Origin of the sequence: Exiguobacterium sp. ERU653, assembly GCF_018617775.1 — a bacterium.
Lineage (GTDB): Bacteria > Bacillota > Bacilli > Exiguobacteriales > Exiguobacteriaceae > Exiguobacterium > Exiguobacterium marinum.
Genome location: NZ_JACSKV010000001.1, coordinates 893,555 through 914,292, shown reverse-complemented (window position 1 = coordinate 914,292; position 20,738 = coordinate 893,555). Strand labels below are relative to the sequence as shown.

Sequence of the window (20,738 nt, the reverse complement as noted above, 5' to 3'; positions counted from 1 at the left end):
GTGCAACATTCTCTACAACTCGTAATGGGTCTTAGGAGGGTTTCAGGAATGGCTGAGAAAACGAAAATTTTAGTAGTCGACGACGAAGAAAGAATTCGCCGACTTTTGAAGATGTACTTAGAACGCGAACAATATGTGATTGAAGAGGCAGTCAATGGCGAAGAGGCACTCGCAATCGCCCTTGAAAACGAATACGATGTCATCTTGCTCGATTTGATGATGCCGAAGATGGATGGTGTTGAAGTGTGTACAGAGCTTCGAAAAACAAAAGCGACACCCGTCATTATGCTCACGGCGAAAGGTGAAGAAATCGATCGTGTTCAAGGATTTGAGGTCGGAGCGGACGATTACATCGTCAAACCGTTTAGCCCACGTGAAGTTGTGCTTCGCGTCAAGGCGCTCCTTCGTCGTTCAGGCTCAACAAAATTCATGCAGACGAGCGAAAAGTCAAAAGATTTGATCGTCTTTCCACACCTGACAATCGATAACGATGCTCACCGCGTCACGGTAGATGGGGAAGAGATCGCACTCACACCGAAAGAGTACGAATTATTATTCTTCCTCGCAAAACAGGTGGACAAAGTCTTTTCGCGTGAACAGTTATTGAAAGAAGTATGGAACTACGAATTTTTCGGAGACCTTCGGACCGTCGATACACATGTGAAACGTCTTCGTGAGAAATTGAATCGGGTCTCTCCAGACGCCGCTCATATGATCACGACTGTATGGGGTGTCGGGTACAAGTTCGAAGCTGCCAGTGAATGATGATTCGTCGAAATAGTATCGTCACGAAACTGTGGCTGACGATTCTCGTTTTGGTCAGCGTAATCTTATTCATTGTCTCGGTATTGATGCTTGAATTTTTTAATTCCTTTCACATCGACCAAGAACGAGGGCATCTCGCCAAACTCGGAGGTCAGGTTCAATCGGTATTGTTGAATGAAGGGGATAAGTCACAGACGATTGATCAAATCATCGAAGTTTATGGTGCGAATTATATTCTCGAAAACGGTTCGGTTCGATCCAACTTTGGCAATCAAGTGGACGGTTTGATGGTTGAACTTGAGCGACAAGATTGGGAAACGTACCAGGCGGTCGGGGAAACGGCCATCGGGAACTTCTCATCGTTTAACGATCAAGCGGCCCTTGCTTACCGAACGACATTCTCGTTATCAAACGGTCAATATACGCTGTACTTACTAGAACCCCTTGATGCAATCTCGAGTGCGAATACGGGTGCGCGGACCATCATCTTGTGGACCGTCGCCTCGGCAATCATCGTCACGACCGTGTTCGCGTTCTTCTTATCGACACGGATCACGGCGCCTCTTCGAGAAATGCGGGACGCGGTCAACAAGACAGGTGAAGGGCAATTCGATTTACGTCTCGAGACGAAGACGCGAGATGAGATCGGTGAACTCGCCGCTTCCTTCAATGCGATGAGTAGCCAGTTGGCGAAGTATGTCGATGCCCTTGACCGCGAACGATTGCAACTTGCATCGATTCTACGTTCGATGGCGGACGGCGTCATTACGCTCGACCGTCATGCGAACATCATTGTCACGAATCCGCAAGCGAGTCCGTTGCTTCAAGACGGGCAGCCCCATGAAGTCGTGCTCTCTCTTTATGAGGAAGTGATGGATGGGACATCTGAAAAGACGATTGAAGTGAAACAGGATGACCGCTACTACACTTTGACGGTCACACCGCTCGTCGGTGAGGATGATTTTGAAGGGGCCGTCGTCGTCATTCGGGACACGTCTGAGAGTCATCGACTCGATAAGATGCGGACCGATTTTGTGGCGAATGTCAGTCATGAACTCAGGACACCGCTCGTGACGCTTCAAGGGTATTCAGAGGCGATTATCGACGGCATGACAGAGAGTGACGAGGCAACGAAGGAGTTCGCCTCAATCATCTACGATGAATCACTACGCTTGGCCCGACTCGTCAACGATTTGCTGGATTTGGCACGCATCGAATCGGGTAAAGAGACGATGCAGTTCAGCTCGTTCGATATCGGGGAGTTCTTGCCGCGCGTCATGCGGAAGTTTAACCAAATGGCGTCTGAGAAGGGAATTCAATTACAGACAGACGTACCGCATCGACTCATCGAAGCGGACGGCGACCGACTCGAACAAGTGTTCACGAACTTGATCGGCAACGCCATCGCCCATACCGACTCCGGAGAGATTCGAATTGAGGCGACCGAAATGTCCGACGGGATACAGATTCAATTGACCGATACGGGTCACGGGATTCCGAAAGAAGACTTACCGTTCGTGTTCGAGCGATTCTACAAAGCCGATAAGGCGCGGACGAGTGGTTCGAAAACAGGGACCGGGATTGGTCTTGCCATCGTGAAGAATGTGGTCGACGCCCATCATGGGACGGTCAACGTATCGAGTACAGCTGGTGTCGGTACGACATTTGAGATTTACTTACCATTTGAACAACCACACATCTCGTAATGGTGACTCGTTTGAGTCACCATTTGTGGCATTTTAAGGGGGGAGTCGTATGAAAAGATATACACGAACTGGCGACACGGGTGAAACTTCTTTAATCGGTAGCCGTGTCGACAAACATCATCCTCAAATCGAAGCGATGGGTCATCTAGATGAGTTGAATAGTCACATTGGTTTGGCGATTGCCCATCAAGAGGACGAGTCACTTCGTGGACAGCTGACGAAGGTTCAACACGACCTATTCGATCTCGGGTCGGAACTGATGTACACTGGAGAACCTCCAAAAAAGGTCGATCTGTCAATCGTGACGGAGCTTGAAAACTGGATAGATGAGTGGGAGACGTCATGCCCGGAGCTCATACGTTTCATTCTTCCGGGTGGCAGTGTTGCCGCAGCGAGCCTGCATGTGGCCCGTTCTGTCTGCCGACGGGTCGAGCGTGACTTGACCGCACTCGGTGTCGCCGACCGGCAGCTTCCGTACTTTAATCGATTGAGTGATTATTTATTCACGGTTGCACGTTACGCGAATGTCGTGGCAGGCATACCGGACCAAGAATATGCACGCGGCGCTGCCGTGTTCCAACCAAAACGAAAAAAGGAGTGATCGGCTGATGAAAGGAATCGAGCAGTTCGAGCATCAATTGCACTACTCGGTCTATCCGACCAAGAAATTTAAGACGACGACTTGTCTCGTCTCATTCGCTGCACCACTTTCTACAGATACGGTAGCAGATCGAGCCCTACTTCCATTCATTATGGAAAAATCGACGGAGACCTATCCTTCGATTGAGTTATTTCACACACCGCTAGAAGATTTGTATGACACAAACTTGTATGCAGGCGCTTCAAAAATTGGAAAAGAGCATGTCATCCAATTCCAACTTGAAGTCGTCAACGACAACCTTGTCGGGGAAAACGTCCTGAGCCAAGCAATCAAATTGCTTGAAGACGTACTGCTTCGTCCAAACGCCTATGACGGTGCATTCCAACCGCTCATTGTGGAGCAAGAGCGCCGTCTACAACGCCAGCGCATCGAATCGGTCTATGATGACAAGATGCGATTCGCCCAACAGCGTCTACAAGAGATGCTCGGAGGAGAACTCGCAATCCCGTCACTCGGTACGCTTGAACAACTCGACCATGTCACGCCAAAATCGTTGTACGATGCCTATCAATCGATGATTCAAGACGACCGTGTCGACATTTATGTCGTCGGGGATGTCAGTCGTGAACAAGTCGAACAGGCCTTTAACCCATTGGAATCTCTTGGGACACGTCAACCACGCCTGTTACCTGAAGCGAGTCGAGGTGAGTTTAAGCGATTAGAGGAGCATCAAGATATCAAACAAAGCAAGCTTCATCTCGCCTATGCGCTCGATGTCGACCCACGTACAAAAGACGCGATACGTATGCAAATTGTAAACGGGTTATTCGGTGGATTTCCTCATTCGAAACTGTTTATGAACGTCCGTGAAAAAGAAAGTTTGGCATATTATGCTGCTTCACAATATAGTTCACTCAGCCGAAAGTTATTCGTATACGCAGGAATTGATGCGACGAATCAGCAGAAGACTGAACAGATCATCGAAGAGCAATTGAAGGCTTTACAAGCGGGCGAGTTTGAAGATGAAACGCTACAACAGACGAAAGAACTCTTGTTCCACCAACGTCGTCAACTCGGAGATAGTCCGCGTCAGTTGATTGCTTGGATGAGCGGAGCGGACGTTCGTCCATTCTCGCTAGACGAAGAGATTGCGATTATCGAAAACACGACACGCGATCATGTCATCGCCCTTGCGAATGAGATAGAGCTTGAAGCTGTCTATTGTTTGAAAGGAGGAGAAGCATGAAACTAGACTTTCCAAGCGTCGGAGAGACATTACATCACCACGTGCTCGACAATGGCCTCTCCGTTTACTTGTTGAAAAAGACTGGATATGAAAAAACATTCGCGACGTTCACGACCAAATATGGATCGATTGACCGACGCTTTAAACTAGAAGACTGGATCGAGGTTCCCGATGGTATTGCGCACTTCTTAGAACATAAGATGTTCGAAAAAGAAGATGGGGACGTCTTCCAACAGTTCGGACGTCAAGGCGCTTCGGCGAACGCTTTCACCTCTTTCACACGGACGGCGTACTTGTTCGGTGCGACGTCGAACATTCAGAAAAATGTTCAAACGTTGCTCGACTTCGTTCAAACTCCATATTTCACGGAAGAATCGGTTGAGAAAGAGAAGGGCATCATCGGTCAAGAGATCCAAATGTATCAAGACAATCCGGGATGGCGTCTTTATTTCGGTTTGATTGAAGCAATGTATGAGACACATCCCGTTAAAATCGATATTGCGGGCACTATCGAATCGATTTCGAAGATTACTGCAGAAGATTTATACGTTTGTCATCAAGCGTTCTACCATCCGAGCAATATGACGTTGTTCGTCGTTGGAAACATTGAACCGGATGAGATGCTCGAATTGATTCGAAACAATCAGTCGACCAAATCATTCGATGCACCGAAGCTGAGTGCCCGTGAAACGGTTGAAGAGCCGATCGCGGTTCGTTTGTCGGAACGAGTCATCGAGATGGATGTCTCTGTCCCGAAAGTGATGATTGGCTATAAAGATGCCCCGCAAGCTGGCGAAGCGGGTCTGAAGCAAGAGTTGACGGTAGAATTGCTTATGCATGCACTGTTTGATACGACAGCCCCTCTCTATACTGAACTGTATGCTGAAGGACTGATTGACGATGCCTTCTCGTTTGACTATACGTCAGAAGAAACATTCGCCTTTGCTGCGTTGTCGATGGAGACGTCGGAAGTCGATGCGTTTGTCGGTCGTGTGACGGAGGCACTGGAACGTCCACTTCAACTCAATCAGGAAACGCTTGACCGTAAGAAACGCATGATGCAAGGACAATTTTTAAAAGCACTGAATTCACCGGAATTCATCGCCAATCAGTTTTCTCGTTATGCGCTCAATGACGGAAACTTGTTCGAGATTCCGAATTTGATTGATGACATCACATTAGATGAACTATACGAAGCGTACGAGCGGTTGTTCCGTCAAGAGCAACGGACCGTATGCATCGTCAAAAAGCCATGAAGACGTTGATTGTTGGAGCGAGCGGTGCCATCGGACGTGCCGTCTCGCTCGCTTTTCGTGAAGATGAATTGATTTTGCATGCGAACGAGGGTCACGAAAGACTACGTCATTTGATTGATGAAGAAAATCTTTCGGCAGAACTTTTCCCTTGTGACCTAACAGACCGAGGTGCCGTTGAGTCGTGGGTACAAGAAATGCCGAACGTCGACCGAATCGTCTACGTGGCCGGACACGCTCTTCATGGTCTCGTCGTCGACCAAGCAATCGATGAGCTCGACCGTCTCTATGAAATTCATGTCCGTGCGATGATTCGATTGGTCCAGTCCGTTGTAGCTAAGAAGCCGTATGATCATCAACTCGATATTGTCATTGTCTCAAGCATCTGGGGTGAGGTCGGTGCGGCCGCCGAGGTATTTTACTCCACAGTCAAGGCAGCCCAGCTCGGCTTCGTCAAAGCGTTTGCCAGAGAAGTGGGACCGTTCAATGTTCGAATCAATGCGGTGACACCAGGGTGGATTGATACGCCAATGAATGATACGGTAGAAGAGTCGAAGGAATCCGTGATGAACGACATTCCACTTGGACGACTCGGGAATACTGAAGATGTTGCTAAAACCATTCGTTTTTTATGCTCAACGGACGCCTCCTATATGACAGGAACGGTGTTACGCATCGACGGTGGCTGGCAATGATCTAGTCACTGTACATAAACGAGTTCTTTTCAATTCTTCTAAAATAATTTAAAATAGGCTAGGTAGTGAACTCGCTCGAAAGGATGGTTGGGGATGGAACATAAATTCGAAGAGTGGTATCTCGAGTATGAACTGTGTCAAAATCGACCGGGTATCCTCGGAGATATCGCGTCTCTCATGGGAATGCTTCAAATATCCATCGTCACCATCAATGGAGTCGATCTACAGCGCCGTGGGATGTTGTTAAAAGCCCCGGCTGCTGATCATGTCCATCGGCTCGAACATATTTTGAAGCGAATGGAAGCTATCGCTGTTATCAAATTACGACGTCCGAAGCTACGGGACCGGATTGCGATTCGACATGGTCGATACATCGATCATGACAGCGATGATAAAAAGACGTTCCGTTTCGTGCGAGAAGACTTAGGGATTCTCGTCGATTTTGTCGCAGAGTTGATGAAGGAAGAGCGACATTTATTGATTGGCGTACGCGGTAATCCTCGCGTCGGAAAGACGGAATCTATCGTTGCGGCGAGTGTGTGTGCAAACAAACGATGGCTGTTTTTGTCATCAACACTGATGAAACAGACCGTTCGAACCTCATTATTTGAAGAAGAACGGGAAGGCGATCACGTATACATAATTGATGGAGCCGTCTCCACTCGTACAATGGATGAACGACATCGACAGCTCATCCGTGAAGTCATGCGATTGCCTGCAGTGAAAGTTATTGAACATCCTGACTTATATGTCCGAAACACCGATTGCGTGTATGAAGACTTTGATTATATTATTGAATTGAGAAACAACCCGGATGAAACGATCATCATCCCACAAGAAACGCATCGTGAGTCAGAATGGTTTGAATAATAATGTGAATGGAAGGTGTGGACCCCTGTGACAGAACTAGGGACTTTTTTGAAACAAAAGCGTGAGGAGAGCGGATTGACGCTCGACCAAATCCAACAGACGACGAAGATCCAAAAGCGCTATATCATCGCGATCGAGGAAGGTGATTACAAAAATCTCCCTGGCTCTTTCTATGCACGGGCGTTCATTAAAACGTATGCGGAGTCACTCGGTCTAGATGTAGATGAACTGTACGGAACATATGCAAAAGACTTACCAAAAATCGAGGCACAGCCGACCGCTCAGTTATCTCGGAAGAAAACGTATTCCAAGGCTTCGGAGTCTACGAGCCGGGTTTCAAGGTGGGTTCCAAAAGTACTGCTTGTCCTCACTGTCTTTTTGCTCATCACTGCGGTTTATTTTGCGGTGAGAAGCATCGACTTTGGTGGGCAGGATGCGAGTCCTACTGAACCGCCAAGTTCTAGCGTTACGGTCGACCAAAACGAGGATGTTCCGGCAGATGAGCCTGTCGAGGAAGAACCGTCTGAAGAGAATCCGGCTGAGGAAGAACCGCCTGCAGAATCCGGTCCGGTTACGGTGACAGAATCGAACGGTGCGGATATCACATATGAACTTATGACGAGTGAAAAATTATCAACTGAGATTTATGTAAAAGAGTCCCCGGCCTCATATGTTGGCGTACGTGATACATCACTTGAAGGAGCATTCCTAGCGCCTGAATATCCAAATCAATCGAAACAAAACCCGATTGTCATTGAAGACGCTGAGACGGACACGCTACGTATTCGAATCGGGCTCATCGCAGGTGTTGAGAAAATCGTCGTCAACGGTCGCGAGCTCGAGCTTCAAGAGTCTCCGGTCACACAAAATATTTTTGTAAAGAGAGTTGACACTGAATAAGTCGACTCTCCTTCTAAGAGGAGGCGTTCTACATGAACCTACCTAACCGATTGACGATGTTACGCGTGGTACTCATTCCCGTATTCGTCGTCTTACTCGCTATTGATTTTGATTGGGGCAACATCGCCTTTTTAGGTGCTGACATCCCACTTCACCAATTTATTGCTGGTGTGATTTTTACGATTGCGGCCATTACGGACTGGCTGGATGGTCACTTGGCCCGCAAACACAATTTGGTCACGAACTTTGGTAAGTTTATGGACCCGCTCGCAGACAAACTTCTCGTTACGGCGGCACTCGTGCTCCTCGTCGAGATGGACCTCGTTGCGGCTTGGGTCGTCGTCGTGATTCTTTCACGCGAATTCGCTGTCACTGGCCTTCGCCTTGTCGCTGCTGACGAAGGGATTGTCGTCGCGGCCGGAAAATCTGGGAAGGCGAAGACGTGGGTGCAACTCTTTGCCATCATCTTCTTGCTATTCGGTAATCCGATTTTCAGCTATGTCGGAATCCCATTTGGCGAATGGGCGATGTGGTTGGCACTCGCGCTGACGATTTATTCAGGTGCTGAGTACTTCGCACAAAACTACAAGATAATTGTGAAGTCGATGTAAGTCGACAGAGACGAGTTGGTTGATCTAGCTCGTCTTTTTTTTTGAAGTCGAGGAGGAATTAAGATGAAACGAGCCGAAATCATTGCGGTAGGAAGCGAGTTGCTCTTAGGAGAAATCATCAATACGAATGCCAGTTACATATCAGAACAACTGTCGAAGTACGGCGTGCCGGTCTTGTATCATCAAGTTGTCGGGGACAACGCGGCACGAATGCGAGAGACTTTTGAGATCGCCCGTCGTCGTTCTGACTTGGTCATCGTCACAGGTGGGCTAGGTCCAACAGCGGATGACGTCACGAAAGAGGTCCTTTCTGAACTGCTCGAACGTCCGATCGTACGGGATGAGGAAGCGTTTGAGACGATTCAACGATTCCTTCGCTCGCGTAATCGCCCGATGAATGAGGGGGATGCACGCCAAGCCGATGTGTTGAGCGGAGCAGACGTGCTACAAAATCCAGTAGGGCTTGCTCCGGGTATGTGGATTCCTGGTGATACGACATGGATGCTACTCCCAGGTGTACCGCGTGAGATGCGAGCGCTCGTCGATGAGACGTTTCCGAAAAAGTTTTCAGGTGCGACGCTCGTCTCGGAATCGCTACGATTTTATGAGATTGGTGAATCCGCCCTCGACGATGCAGTGAAAGACTTGTTGAACGGTGCAAATCCAACCGTCGCGCCATATGCCGAGACTGGAGAGGCAAGACTCCGAATCAGCGCTCGTGCTGTCGATGAGATGACGGCGAGAGCGATGATTCAAGAAGTGAAGTCTAAAATTTTAGAACGGGTCGGTTCATATTATTTCGGATCGGATGAAGAAACGATTGCCTCGCATCTTGTTCAATTGCTGACTCGCATGAATCGAACGCTCGCTGTTGCCGAGTCATTGACCGGTGGTGAGGTCCAGTCGATGATCACATCGACACCGGGTTCGTCAGCTGTTTTTTTAGGAGGGATGGTGACGTATTCGGATGAGCTAAAAAATAGGTATTTGGGGGTCGCCCTTGATACAATTGAACAGCACTCAGTCGTCTCAAAAGAAGTTGCCTATGAGATGGTCGTGGGGTTGGCTCATGAATCGAAAGCCGATTATGCCCTTTCATTCACAGGTGAAGCTGGACCGACATCAAATTCGGGTCGTCCGGTCGGAACGGTCTATATCGGCGTGAAAACGCCAGGGGGAACCGAGGTCATCGAGCGAACGTATCCACATCAGGAACGTAATATGATTCGTATGAGAGCTGCAAAAGACGGGTTGTGGGCCCTCATCCAGCGAATTGAAAAAGGCGAATAAATGTTCGTAAAAAACTTGTGTATCGCCAACTGTTCACGTATAATGAAAGTATCAATTAAAGGAGGCTCATTTATCTATGAGTGATCGTAAACAAGCGTTAGAAATGGCATTGCGCCAGATTGAAAAACAATTCGGTAAAGGCTCGATTATGCGCCTTGGTGAAAATACAGACCAACAAGTGTCGGTCATCCCTTCAGGGTCAATCGCTCTCGATGTCGCGCTCGGAGCAGGTGGATATCCACGTGGTCGTGTCATTGAAGTATACGGACCAGAATCTTCAGGTAAGACGACTGTCGCCCTTCATGCGATTGCGGAAGTTCAAAAACGCGGAGGTCAAGCTGCATTCGTCGATGCCGAGCACGCGCTCGATCCGAAGTATGCTAAAAACCTTGGTGTCAACATCGATGAGTTGCTTCTCTCTCAACCGGATACAGGGGAGCAGGCGCTTGAGATCGCTGAAGCGCTCGTTCGCTCTGGTGCGGTTGATATCCTTGTTGTCGACTCGGTTGCGGCACTCGTACCAAAAGCCGAAATCGAAGGGGAAATGGGAGATTCACACGTTGGTCTTCAAGCCCGCTTGATGTCTCAGGCACTTCGTAAGCTGTCTGGTGCGACGAACAAGTCGAAGACGATTGTGATCTTCATCAACCAAATCCGTGAGAAGATCGGTATCATGTTCGGTAACCCGGAAACGACTCCAGGTGGTCGCGCCTTGAAGTTCTACTCTTCGGTGCGTCTTGAAGTTCGTCGTGCAGAAACACTCAAACAAGGTCAAGATATGGTCGGGAACCGTACGAAGATCAAGATTGTTAAAAACAAGATTGCGCCACCATTCAAAACGGCAGAAGTCGATATCATGTATGGAGAAGGAATCTCACGTGAAGGGGAGCTCATCGACATCGGTGCAGACCTCGATATCGTTCAAAAGAGTGGAGCTTGGTATTCATTCAATGAGGAACGTCTCGGTCAAGGCCGTGAGAACGCGAAGCAGTACATGAAAGAAAACCCAGCAATCGCTGCCGAAGTGGAACGACAAATTCGCGACCACTACGGCTTGAACGGAGAAAAAACGGTCACAGTCGAAGGAGAAGACGACGAAGTTATTTCACTTCTCGATGACGAATAAGCAGATTGTCTCACTTGGAATCATCCGAGTGAGATTTTTTTAGTATAATTTTTAGACAATTGGTAGTTCTATCCTGTCCGTGCATTGCATTCTCACTCTTAAATAAGTACAATAAAGTTATGCGCGGGCTTGCCCGTGCTACTCACTTATTAAAAAAATAAAATAACCTTGCGAAAGGGAGGTGAACATGATGGAATGGCTATACTGGCTTATTCTGATCCTCCTTTTGCCGATAGCTTTTGTTGCAGGTTTTTTTGTGCGTAAATCGATCGCCGAAGCGAAGATTCAAGGTGCCGAGACGGAAGCGACTAAGATTGTGGAGCAAGCCAAACAACAATCGGAAGCGATGCAAAAAGAAGCACGGCTTGAAGTAAAAGAAGAGATGATTCAACTTCGTAATGAGACGGAACAGGAATTACGTGAACGTCGCGAAGAACAGAAAGTAAAAGAGAATCGCCTCGTTCAAAAAGAAGAGCTTCTCGACCGCAAAGCAGACATGCTCGAGCGGAAAGAAGACTCACTTGATGAACAGGAACGAGGACTCGAAAAGCGCAAGCGTGAAGCAGAAATGCTTGAAAGCAAAGTGGAGGACTTATACGCAGAGGCACGCCAAGAACTTGTACGCGTGGCATCCCTCTCGAAAGATGAAGCACGTACCATCATCATGGACGAAGCGAAGCAGGAAGCGCTTCACGATGCTGCTCTCCTTCAAAAAGAAATCGAGCAAAAAGCAAAACAAGAAGCGGATAAAAAAGCGAAACACCTCTTATCTCTCACGATGCAACGATACGCTGCTGAACATGTCGCTGAGACGACGGTATCCGTTGTTAACTTACCGAGTGATGAGATGAAAGGTCGCATCATCGGGCGTGAGGGTCGTAACATCCGGACGCTCGAGACGTTGACTGGGATTGACCTCATCATTGATGACACACCAGAAGCCGTCATTTTGTCAGGATTCGACCCGGTTCGCCGTGAAATCGCCAAAATGACGCTTGAAAAACTCGTTCAAGACGGTCGGATTCACCCGGCTCGAATTGAAGAGATGGTCGAGAAATCGCGTCGGGAAGTGGATGAGCGCATTCGTGAGTACGGAGAAGAAGCAACGTTCGAAGCCGGGATTCATGGACTCCATCCAGACCTCGTCAAAACACTAGGTCGCATGCGCTATCGTACGAGTTATGGTCAGAACGTCTTGTCTCACTCGGTCGAGGTGGCACACCTTGCCGGGATGATGGCAGCCGAACTCGGGGAAGACGTCACGCTCGCGAAACGGGCAGGGCTCTTACACGATATCGGTAAAGCGATCGATCACGAAGTCGAAGGTAGTCACGTCGAGATCGGTGTGGAACTTGCGACGAAGTACAAAGAACATCCGGTCGTCATCAACTCGATTGCTTCCCACCACGGGGACGTCGAGGCGACATCGACGATTGCGGTACTTGTGGCAGCGGCCGACGCCTTGTCAGCAGCTCGTCCTGGAGCTCGCCAAGAGACACTTGAAAGCTACATTCGCCGTCTCGAACGACTCGAGTCAATCTGTGAGTCGTTTGAAGGTGTCGAAAAATCGTATGCGATTCAAGCGGGACGTGAAGTCCGAATCATCGTTCGTCCTGATGTCGTCGACGATGTCGTCGCCGGCAAGATGGCACGCGATATTTGTAAGCGAATCGAGGATGAACTCGATTATCCTGGACAAATTAAAGTGACGGTCATTCGTGAAACACGTTCCGTCGATTATGCGAAGTAAACGAAGCGGAGAATTTCTCCGCTTTTTCTGTTTGAGGGAGGATTTTATATGAAAATTTTATTTATCGGTGACGTGGTCGGTAAACCAGGTCGAGATATTTTAAGCAATCAGATTGGTCGGTTGAAAGATAAATACAACCCGACGTTCATGCTCGTCAACGGGGAGAATGCGGCGAACGGACGCGGTCTCACGAAAAAGATTTATCAACAGTTTTTGGAGCTCGGCTTTCATGGGGTGACGATGGGGAACCACACGTGGGACAACCGCGACATCTTTGATTGGATCGACGATGCCGACCGGATCGTTCGTCCGGCCAACTATCCGGATGGGACACCGGGTGTCGGGATGATGAAGCTAAAGCAGAATGGGAAGAAATTGGCCGTCATCAACGTCATGGGAAATGTCTTCTTGCCATCTCTTGACTGCCCGTTCCGGACTGTCAACCGTCTCATTGAAGAAGTGCGGGACGAGGTCGATGCGATCTTCGTCGATGTCCACGCCGAGGCGACAAGTGAAAAGATTGCGATGGGGTATCATCTTGACGGCCGCGCTCAAGCCGTTGTTGGGACACATACACACGTGCAGACAGCGGACGAGCGTGTCCTACCGAACGGAACGGCCTACATTACAGACGTCGGCATGACCGGCCCACTAGACGGGGTGCTCGGGATGGATGCATCGGTCGTCTTAAAAAAATTTATGACACAACTCCCAGTTCGGTTTGAAGTTGCCGAGGGACGGGAACAACTTAATGGAGTTTTCATTACAATCGATGATCAGACGAAACGAGCGACAAAAATCGAACGAATACACCTAGATGATCAGACCGTCTGGTTTGATTGAACAACCTACCCGAGGGGGAAACAAGAATGGACGTACTCAAAGTTTCGGCAAAATCGAACCCTAACTCCGTTGCGGGTGCTTTAGCGGGTGTGCTACGTGAAAAAGGAACGTGTGAGATACAGGCGGTTGGGGCAGGTGCGCTGAATCAGTCCGTCAAAGCCGTCGCAATCGCCCGAGGCTTTGTCGCGCCAAGCGGTCTCGATTTGATTTGCATTCCAGCCTTTACGGATATTATGATAGACGGTGAGGAACGTACTGCCATCAAGCTCATCATCGAGCCACGATGAGCAGTAGGGACATAGGTCCTATTCTTGTTAAGAGGAGCCATCGGCGCGGATGGCTCCTCTTTTTTTATGAAAATCGGACGTTCCATCTTCTCAGTTTCGTCATTTTATGACAAGATGATAAAGAACGTATCGTTCGATCATAAGAGACAAGAGGGGGACGTTTTCAATGGAACAACTCGTGTCAACCACAGAGAAGGAAACAACGACACCAGTAATGAAAGCGATTCAAAAACACACGGCCGGTTTTGGGGCAAAACTGGTCGACGTACCAGTTCCGACACCAGGGCCTGGAGAAGTGCTCATTCAAGTAAAAGCGACATCGATTTGCGGGACCGATGTCCACATCTATGAGTGGGATGAGTGGTCACAGAGTCGCGTCAAACCACCGTACGTATTTGGTCATGAATTTTCGGGAGAAGTCGTGGCGCTCGGGGAAGGGACGAAGCGTATCCAGATCGGACAAACCGTGTCTGCAGAGACGCATATCGTCTGTCATCAGTGTAAACAATGTTTGCGCGGACAGTATCACATCTGTAAGAACACAAAAATCATCGGCGTGGACACGCAAGGCTGCTTCGCAGAATACGTCGTCATGCCTGAAGAGAACTTATGGGTGAATCCGGAATCGATGCCGGCAAAACTCGCCTCGATTCAAGAACCACTCGGCAATGCGGTCCATACGGTGTTAGCGAGTGACGTGTCTGCCAAATCGGTCGCCATCGTCGGTTGTGGACCGATCGGACTCATGGCGGTCGGCGTCGCCAAAGCAGCAGGTGCAAGCCGAGTATACGCGGTCGACGTCAATCCGTATCGCTTAAAACTCGCTGAAGAGATGGGGGCGGATGTCGTCATCAACAGTTTAGAAGAGAATCCGCTCGAATTGATCGAGCGTGAGACAAACGGAGACGGGATTGATGTCGTCTGCGAGATGAGCGGACACCCGATTGCGATTGATCAGGCGTTCAAGATGGTCACGGCAGGTGGAGACGTCAACGTCTTGTCACTCCCGGCTCGTCCGGTCGCCATCGACCTCACGCGGGACGTCGTCTTTAAAGGGGTCCGTGTCCAAGGGATCACAGGACGAAAAATGTATGAGACGTGGAGCCAAGTCTCGACGATGCTTGCGACGGGTCAGTTGAACGTCGAACCGATCATCACGCACGTCTTTAAGCTCGAGGAGTTCGAGAAAGGGTTCGAACTCATGCGGGCAGGGAAATGTGGAAAGGTCGTCTTAATACCTTAAAGGGGGAAACAACATGGCATTTGAACATATTACACAAGCAATCAATGAGATGAAAGAAGAGGGGACGTTCCGTAAGCTCGTCCCACTCGAATCGGCACAAGGGAATGAAGTGACAATCGATGGGAAATCACTCGTCCAGTTGTCCTCGAACAACTACCTCGGACTCGCGAACCATCCGCGATTAAAACAAGCGGCGATTGAAGCGGTCGAGCAATATGGGGCAGGAACGGGATCGGTCCGGACGATTGCCGGGACGTTCGAGATGCACGAAGCGTTTGAGCGCGAGCTCGCCGAGTTCAAACATACGGAGGCCTCACTCGTCTTCCAATCAGGATTTGCGACGAACCTCGGGGTGTTGTCTGCACTGCTCGGACCGGAGGATGTCGTCATTAGTGACGCCCTCAACCATGCGTCCATCATTGATGGGATTCGTCTCACGAAAGCGGCGCGTCGTATTTATAAGCACGTCGACCTTGAAGACTTGGAGAAGGCGTTGAAAGAGACACAAGATTATCGCACGCGTCTCGTCGTGACGGACGGTGTATTTTCGATGGATGGGAACATCGCACCGCTCCCAGCCATCGTCGAACTCGCAGAGAAGTATGACGCTGCGGTCATGGTCGATGATGCGCACGCATCAGGTGTCCTTGGGAAAAATGGTCGTGGGACGGTCAATCACTTCGGTCTGGACGGTCGTGTCGCGCTACAGGTCGGGACGCTTTCAAAAGCAATCGGGGTACTTGGTGGTTACGTAGCCTGTTCACAAGACGTTCGCGATTACTTGATCCATAAAGGTCGCCCGTTCCTCTTCTCGACATCACATCCACCGGCAGTCGTGGCGGCGAACCGTGAAGCGATCCGTGTCATGAAAGAAGAAGAGGAGTTGTTCGACAAGCTGTGGGTGAACACCGAATTCTTCAAGAACGGCTTACGTGATCTCGGTTTCGATATCGGACATGCGACGACACCAATCACACCGGTCATGCTCGGCGAAGAGACGCTTGCGCATACGTTCTCGGACAAGTTGAAGGAGCATGGTGTATTCGCACAAAGTATCGCCTTCCCGACGGTCGAGCGCGGAAAAGCCCGTATCCGGACCATCGTCACAGCGGAACATACGCGAGATGACCTCGAACGGGCACTCGAAGCGTTCAAAACGGTCGCGGAAGAGTTGAATGTGACACTTCACGCATAAACGAGGACTGCAGACAGATTGTCTGCAGTTTTTTGATGGAAATGTATGTGAAATCTAATCAAGCTGAGAGACTAGTTATTATTATTTCAATTACCGTATTTGAAAAAATTATATGAATCCTAAAAGTTAAGAAATTATATTCTTCACCCTTCGATTTTTTCAAGTGAGTCGAGTGTTAAAAGCTGACTTTTACCATCATGACAAGTTTTTCTTAATGTGTCTGCTCTTTCTACAATAAACAAGATATAACGCCTTGCTTAAATCATGAACATCCCTCTGAATCCTCGAGCGGCATAATAAGAATCTGCACCATTATGGTAGACGAATATGTGTCCATAGCGACGGTCGCAAAACAGCGCACCGCCTTTTTGACGGATGGTATCAGGTGTTTGAATCCAACTCGATGTCTTCAAGTCGAATGCACCGAGTGTTTGTAAGTGTCGGTATGTGTCTTCGTCGAGAAGGGTTATGCCCATCTGTTCAGATAAGGCGACCGCGCTTCCGACAGGCTTATTCTTTTTACGTGCTTCGAGCGCTGGTTCGTCATAACAGAGACTTCGGCGACCACTCGGACTCTCGACTGAACAGTCGCAAAAAGCAAGGCCACCACTAGGTAGACAAATCACGTCCGGTTCTCCTCCGGTTTGTTCCATTTGAAATAAGGACAGAAGTTTTTCTTCCGCAGCTTCAATTTTTGTTGAAATGTCAGACCATGACACATGTTTATGCCGCTCTGGATGGTCATCAAAACGCAATTTCAGCGTGCTTAGTAGATCAAGAACTTGTTCTTTTGAAGGGTTAGGCATAAGGCATCGCTCCTTATTAATTGTTTCTTTTAGTATAAGCTATGTATATGATTAATACTTCTTGATTCAAAACCTTTGAAACTAGTAATGAATAGAATCCGGTTGAATGTCATTGCGAGTGTCTGCTCTGGAGGTGGAACATGTTTTGATTGAAGCAATAGCGATCTCGATTAGCATCGATGTAGAACTTTCTTAGTTTGATAAATTGATTTAACTGATTCGATTTTTCACTACCTTGGAAAGTGGTAAATGAGAAGATGCGGCTACGCTCAATACTTGGCGATCGGTTGATTTCTTTTTATGGACTACAAACGCATAGTGTTTGTTCTGCAGAGAAAGCGTTTCAGGGTCTGCTAAAAGTTGCAGTGACCTATTAAAAGTGAATACATAATTTGATGATTGAGAAGGAAGGGTCTATATGCTTGAATACAAAATAAATGACGATCTCACGCTAAGAATGTTTAATGTAGACGACGCTGAAGCATTATTTCAACTGACGATGGCATCGAAGCCTTATCTGCGAGAGTGGCTCGGGTGGCTCGATTATATCGATTCAGTGGAAGACTCAAAGCAGAACATTGAGGGACGGATTAAAGGATTGATTGAAACGGGCGGGCGCCCAAAATCGTTCGCTTTGATGTATAAGGGTACACTAGCGGGGACAATCGGATTTAACGAAATCAATCGTGGAATCCAATGTGGCACGATCGGGTATTGGCTCGGACAAGATTTTCAGGGAAAGGGCATCATGACTCAATCACTCGGGACCATCATCGAGTATGGGTTCGGAGACCTTAAACTAAATAAAATTGAGATTCGAGTCGCGACAGAGAATGTAAAGAGTCGGGCACTTCCGGAACGATTTGGCTTTAAAGAAGAAGGGTTCATTCGAGATGCGGAATGGTTATATGACCGTTATGTCGACCATGTCGTCTACGGGTTGTTGCGGGATGAATGGGTAAGATAACGATAGAAAGGACATTCTCTCATGATGGGAGAATGTCCTTTCTGCAAATCAATAATCGATTTGGATGATAATCTCTAATGATTTTTTTAAAATTTCCACATCTCGATCCGATAAACTTTCGAAAACTTTTTCATTCAGCTCGACTGTCGCAGCTTCGATTCCACTTCGCAATTCTTCAGCTTTTTGAGTAGGTACAACCAATACGTTTCTACGATTATCAGGATCAATCGAACGCTCGATCAGTCCTGATTTTTGCATTTTATCAAGTATTCCTGAAATCGTAGGAGCTTCAAGATACAACTTTTCTCCAATCTGTTTCGGGGAAAGCTGTCCGTCTCTCCACAAACAGTTTAATACACCATATTGAGCTGGAGTCACTTCATACTCTTCTAGTAGCTTGCTGAAATATTTAAAAACCTTATTCTGGCTAGCGCTTAGTAAAAAGTTAATACAATCTTTCAATTCCATATCGTTCTCCCCTTATCTTGACACTGTTCATCATAGCATGTTAAATTTCGTGGTGAAACAGTTTTGTTACAAAACAATTTTGGTTACGAATTCTAGCTTAAGGTTTTAATGAAAGAAACCAACGCTTAAATGCAATCTAAAATGAGGAGGAGAACAAAAAAATGAGCAATGAAAAACAATTTTCAAACATCAAAGTAAAAGTAGAAAATCATGTGGCTTATTTATTCTTAAATAATCCACCGGCAAACGTAATCAGTTCAGAAACGGTTAACGGATTGTCAGATTGCGTTGATTATGTCGCGGAAGAACCAAACATAAAGGCAGTTGTGATTACAGGGGAAGGGAAATTCTTCGTTGCGGGTGCTGATATCAAAGAATTTGTATCTGCGTTCGATAGTGAAGAACAAGGGAAGTCACTATCTGTAAATGCACAGACTGTCTTAAACAAGATTGAACAATTACACAAACCTGTCATTGCTGCAATCAACGGAGCGTGTTTAGGTGGAGGTTTGGAACTTGCGATGAGTTGTCACATGCGGATTGCTGCAGACGAAGCCAAACTTGGGCAACCCGAACTGAACTTGGGATTGATCCCGGGCTTTGGAGGTACGCAGCGTTTGGCACGTCTTACGAATAAGTCAAAGGCTCTTGAAATGATTTTGACTAGTAAAATCATTGGGGGGAAAGAAGCGGAATCAATTGGATTAGTGAACAAATCAGTGCCTCTTGCTGAATTAATGGATGAAGCGAAACAACTTGCCGAAACTATTGCTCTTAAAAAGAGTCGATCATCGATTGCGGCAACGATGGAGGCGGTAAATAAAGGTTTGGAAACAACATTAGAAGAAGGTCTGGCGATTGAAGCAAACCTTTGGGCAGGGTTGTTTACAACGGAAGACATGAAAGAAGGGGTCAATGCTTTTATCGAAAAGCGTGAGGCGGAATTCCAAGATAAATAATGATTGGATCATTTCAACCTGTTCTCAGTAAGTGTACTTTGCGTTTAAGTCATAGCAACTTATACAATCATCAAGGCGGTGATCGATAGTGGACGCTCGAGAAAGTGTCGTCACAGAAGTTCAAAATGGAATTGGGTGGATCAAGCTGAATCGCCCCCGTGCGTTAAACTCTTTAAACGTTGATATGGTAGATACGATGAATGAACAGCTAAAAAAATGGAAGCAAGATGACAGTGTATCATTCGTATGTATTTACGGAGAAGGCGAAAAGGGTCTGTGCGCAGGTGGAGATATGCGCGCCTTATATGATTTAAAAGAAGATGATATAGAAGCATACGCCAAACAATTCTTTTCGATCGAGTACGAATTGGACTATGAGATTCATCATTATCCAAAACCAGTCGTCGTATTCATGAACGGTATAGTCATGGGTGGTGGCGTCGGACTATCAATAGGTGCCTCACACAGGATTGTAACTGAATCGTCCAAATGGGCAATGCCAGAAATGAACATCGGTTTTTTCCCTGATGTCGGGGCAAGTTATTTTTTAAATCAGATGCCTGGTTCAGTAGGAAGATATCTTGCTTTAACCGCGACCGTTATCCATGCACAAGATGCGCTCTATATCGGAGCGGCTGACCATTTCATTGAGAGCAAGGATTGGCCCAAATTAAAAGAAGGCATGATGGAAAAACGTTGGACGCCTGATTCAGTTGAAACGGACCTCAATCAGCTATTGGATTCGTTCCGGAGACCTGTTTCTCTTCCTTCGTCAATATCATCCGTACAAGACAAAATCGATCAGTACTTTCGGTTTGAAACAATTGAAGAGATTATTTCATCGCTTAAACAAGGTGCGAGAACAGGCGATGAGTGGGCAGAGAAAACGATAGAGACACTCCGATCTATGTCACCCACGTCATTGAAAGTGACCCTTCGTCAAATGCAGAAAGGGAAAGAGCAATCTCTTCAAGCGTGTTTTGATATGGAACAAAACCTCGCATTGCATTTTATGAAATGTCATGATTTCTATGAAGGGGTTCGTTCAGTTCTTGTTGATAAAGATCGTACTCCGATATGGAATCCTTCTACACTTAGCGAAGTGACAGAACGGCAAGTTGATTCTTTTTTTGAAACGGTATAGCGATGGATTGTTT

At 47.5% G+C, this 20,738-nt stretch carries 21 protein-coding genes; 19 read left to right on the top strand and 2 right to left on the bottom strand.

The window, feature by feature from the left end; all coding sequences use genetic code 11:
• Nucleotides 1–48: 48 nt before the first annotated feature.
• From KNO95_RS04705 to KNO95_RS04630, 16 genes are all read left to right on the top strand, one after another.
• The gene (locus KNO95_RS04705; protein ID WP_214701914.1) at nt 49–765 is read left to right on the top strand and encodes a response regulator transcription factor; all 717 of its coding nucleotides are present in this window, start codon (nt 49–51) and stop codon (nt 763–765) included.
• On the top strand, nt 762–2,471 hold the full coding sequence (locus KNO95_RS04700; protein WP_214878402.1) for a sensor histidine kinase: 1,710 nt from the start codon (nt 762–764) through the stop codon (nt 2,469–2,471). The genes KNO95_RS04705 and KNO95_RS04700 overlap by 4 nt, the downstream gene beginning before the upstream one ends.
• A gap of 49 nt (nt 2,472–2,520) precedes the next feature.
• Entirely contained in the window at nt 2,521–3,072 is a 552-nt protein-coding gene (locus tag KNO95_RS04695; RefSeq protein ID WP_026825823.1) for a cob(I)yrinic acid a,c-diamide adenosyltransferase, read from the top strand.
• Nucleotides 3,073–3,079: 7 nt separating this feature from the next.
• Entirely contained in the window at nt 3,080–4,318 is a 1,239-nt protein-coding gene (gene yfmF / locus KNO95_RS04690; RefSeq protein WP_084483590.1) for an EF-P 5-aminopentanol modification-associated protein YfmF, read from the top strand.
• A complete protein-coding gene (gene yfmH / locus KNO95_RS04685) occupies nt 4,315–5,574 on the top strand; it encodes an EF-P 5-aminopentanol modification-associated protein YfmH (protein WP_214878400.1) in 1,260 nt (419 codons plus the stop codon). Before yfmF ends, yfmH begins: the two co-directional genes overlap by 4 nt.
• Nucleotides 5,553–6,266, top strand: coding sequence for an elongation factor P 5-aminopentanone reductase (ymfI, locus tag KNO95_RS04680; protein ID WP_235181838.1), 714 nt, complete (start codon nt 5,553–5,555; stop codon nt 6,264–6,266). The genes yfmH and ymfI overlap by 22 nt, the downstream gene beginning before the upstream one ends.
• Nucleotides 6,267–6,359: 93 nt before the next feature.
• On the top strand, nt 6,360–7,136 hold the full coding sequence (locus tag KNO95_RS04675; protein ID WP_012726484.1) for a YmfK family protein: 777 nt from the start codon (nt 6,360–6,362) through the stop codon (nt 7,134–7,136).
• 27 nt (nt 7,137–7,163) lie between these two features.
• Nucleotides 7,164–8,036: a helix-turn-helix domain-containing protein gene (locus KNO95_RS04670; RefSeq protein ID WP_214698850.1), complete on the top strand. Its 873-nt coding sequence runs from the start codon at nt 7,164–7,166 to the stop codon at nt 8,034–8,036.
• A gap of 32 nt (nt 8,037–8,068) precedes the next feature.
• Complete coding sequence (gene pgsA, locus KNO95_RS04665) at nt 8,069–8,647, top strand: CDP-diacylglycerol--glycerol-3-phosphate 3-phosphatidyltransferase (RefSeq protein ID WP_026825828.1); 579 nt, start codon at nt 8,069–8,071, stop codon at nt 8,645–8,647.
• 63 nt (nt 8,648–8,710) lie between these two features.
• Complete coding sequence (locus tag KNO95_RS04660) at nt 8,711–9,937, top strand: competence/damage-inducible protein A (RefSeq protein ID WP_214701918.1); 1,227 nt, start codon at nt 8,711–8,713, stop codon at nt 9,935–9,937.
• A gap of 76 nt (nt 9,938–10,013) precedes the next feature.
• Nucleotides 10,014–11,063: a recombinase RecA gene (gene recA / locus KNO95_RS04655; RefSeq protein ID WP_026825830.1), complete on the top strand. Its 1,050-nt coding sequence runs from the start codon at nt 10,014–10,016 to the stop codon at nt 11,061–11,063.
• 187 nt (nt 11,064–11,250) lie between these two features.
• A complete protein-coding gene (rny, locus tag KNO95_RS04650) occupies nt 11,251–12,813 on the top strand; it encodes a ribonuclease Y (protein ID WP_214701920.1) in 1,563 nt (520 codons plus the stop codon).
• 48 nt (nt 12,814–12,861) lie between these two features.
• A complete protein-coding gene (locus tag KNO95_RS04645) occupies nt 12,862–13,656 on the top strand; it encodes a TIGR00282 family metallophosphoesterase (protein WP_214698846.1) in 795 nt (264 codons plus the stop codon).
• 26 nt (nt 13,657–13,682) lie between these two features.
• Nucleotides 13,683–13,943, top strand: coding sequence for a stage V sporulation protein S (locus tag KNO95_RS04640; RefSeq protein WP_026825833.1), 261 nt, complete (start codon nt 13,683–13,685; stop codon nt 13,941–13,943).
• 166 nt (nt 13,944–14,109) lie between these two features.
• Nucleotides 14,110–15,186, top strand: coding sequence for an L-threonine 3-dehydrogenase (gene tdh, locus KNO95_RS04635; protein WP_214701921.1), 1,077 nt, complete (start codon nt 14,110–14,112; stop codon nt 15,184–15,186).
• A gap of 13 nt (nt 15,187–15,199) precedes the next feature.
• On the top strand, nt 15,200–16,381 hold the full coding sequence (locus KNO95_RS04630) for a glycine C-acetyltransferase (protein WP_214701922.1): 1,182 nt from the start codon (nt 15,200–15,202) through the stop codon (nt 16,379–16,381).
• Nucleotides 16,382–16,638: 257 nt separating this feature from the next.
• Here the strand turns inward: KNO95_RS04630 and KNO95_RS04625 are convergent, their stop codons facing one another.
• Nucleotides 16,639–17,187, bottom strand: a complete 549-nt coding sequence (locus KNO95_RS04625) for a DUF4256 domain-containing protein (protein WP_214878398.1) — start codon at nt 17,185–17,187, stop codon at nt 16,639–16,641.
• 418 nt (nt 17,188–17,605) lie between these two features.
• Here KNO95_RS04625 and KNO95_RS04620 point away from each other — a divergent pair, with 418 nt between their 5' ends.
• Complete coding sequence (locus KNO95_RS04620; RefSeq protein ID WP_214878396.1) at nt 17,606–18,154, top strand: GNAT family N-acetyltransferase; 549 nt, start codon at nt 17,606–17,608, stop codon at nt 18,152–18,154.
• A 48-nt stretch (nt 18,155–18,202) separates the two neighbouring features.
• Here the strand turns inward: KNO95_RS04620 and KNO95_RS04615 are convergent, their stop codons facing one another.
• Complete coding sequence (locus tag KNO95_RS04615; RefSeq protein WP_214701925.1) at nt 18,203–18,622, bottom strand: MarR family winged helix-turn-helix transcriptional regulator; 420 nt, start codon at nt 18,620–18,622, stop codon at nt 18,203–18,205.
• 161 nt (nt 18,623–18,783) lie between these two features.
• Between KNO95_RS04615 and KNO95_RS04610 the strand changes: the two genes are divergently transcribed.
• A complete protein-coding gene (locus KNO95_RS04610) occupies nt 18,784–19,581 on the top strand; it encodes an enoyl-CoA hydratase (RefSeq protein ID WP_214878394.1) in 798 nt (265 codons plus the stop codon).
• 88 nt (nt 19,582–19,669) lie between these two features.
• Complete coding sequence (locus KNO95_RS04605; protein ID WP_214878392.1) at nt 19,670–20,725, top strand: enoyl-CoA hydratase/isomerase family protein; 1,056 nt, start codon at nt 19,670–19,672, stop codon at nt 20,723–20,725.
• Nucleotides 20,726–20,738 lie beyond the last annotated feature (13 nt).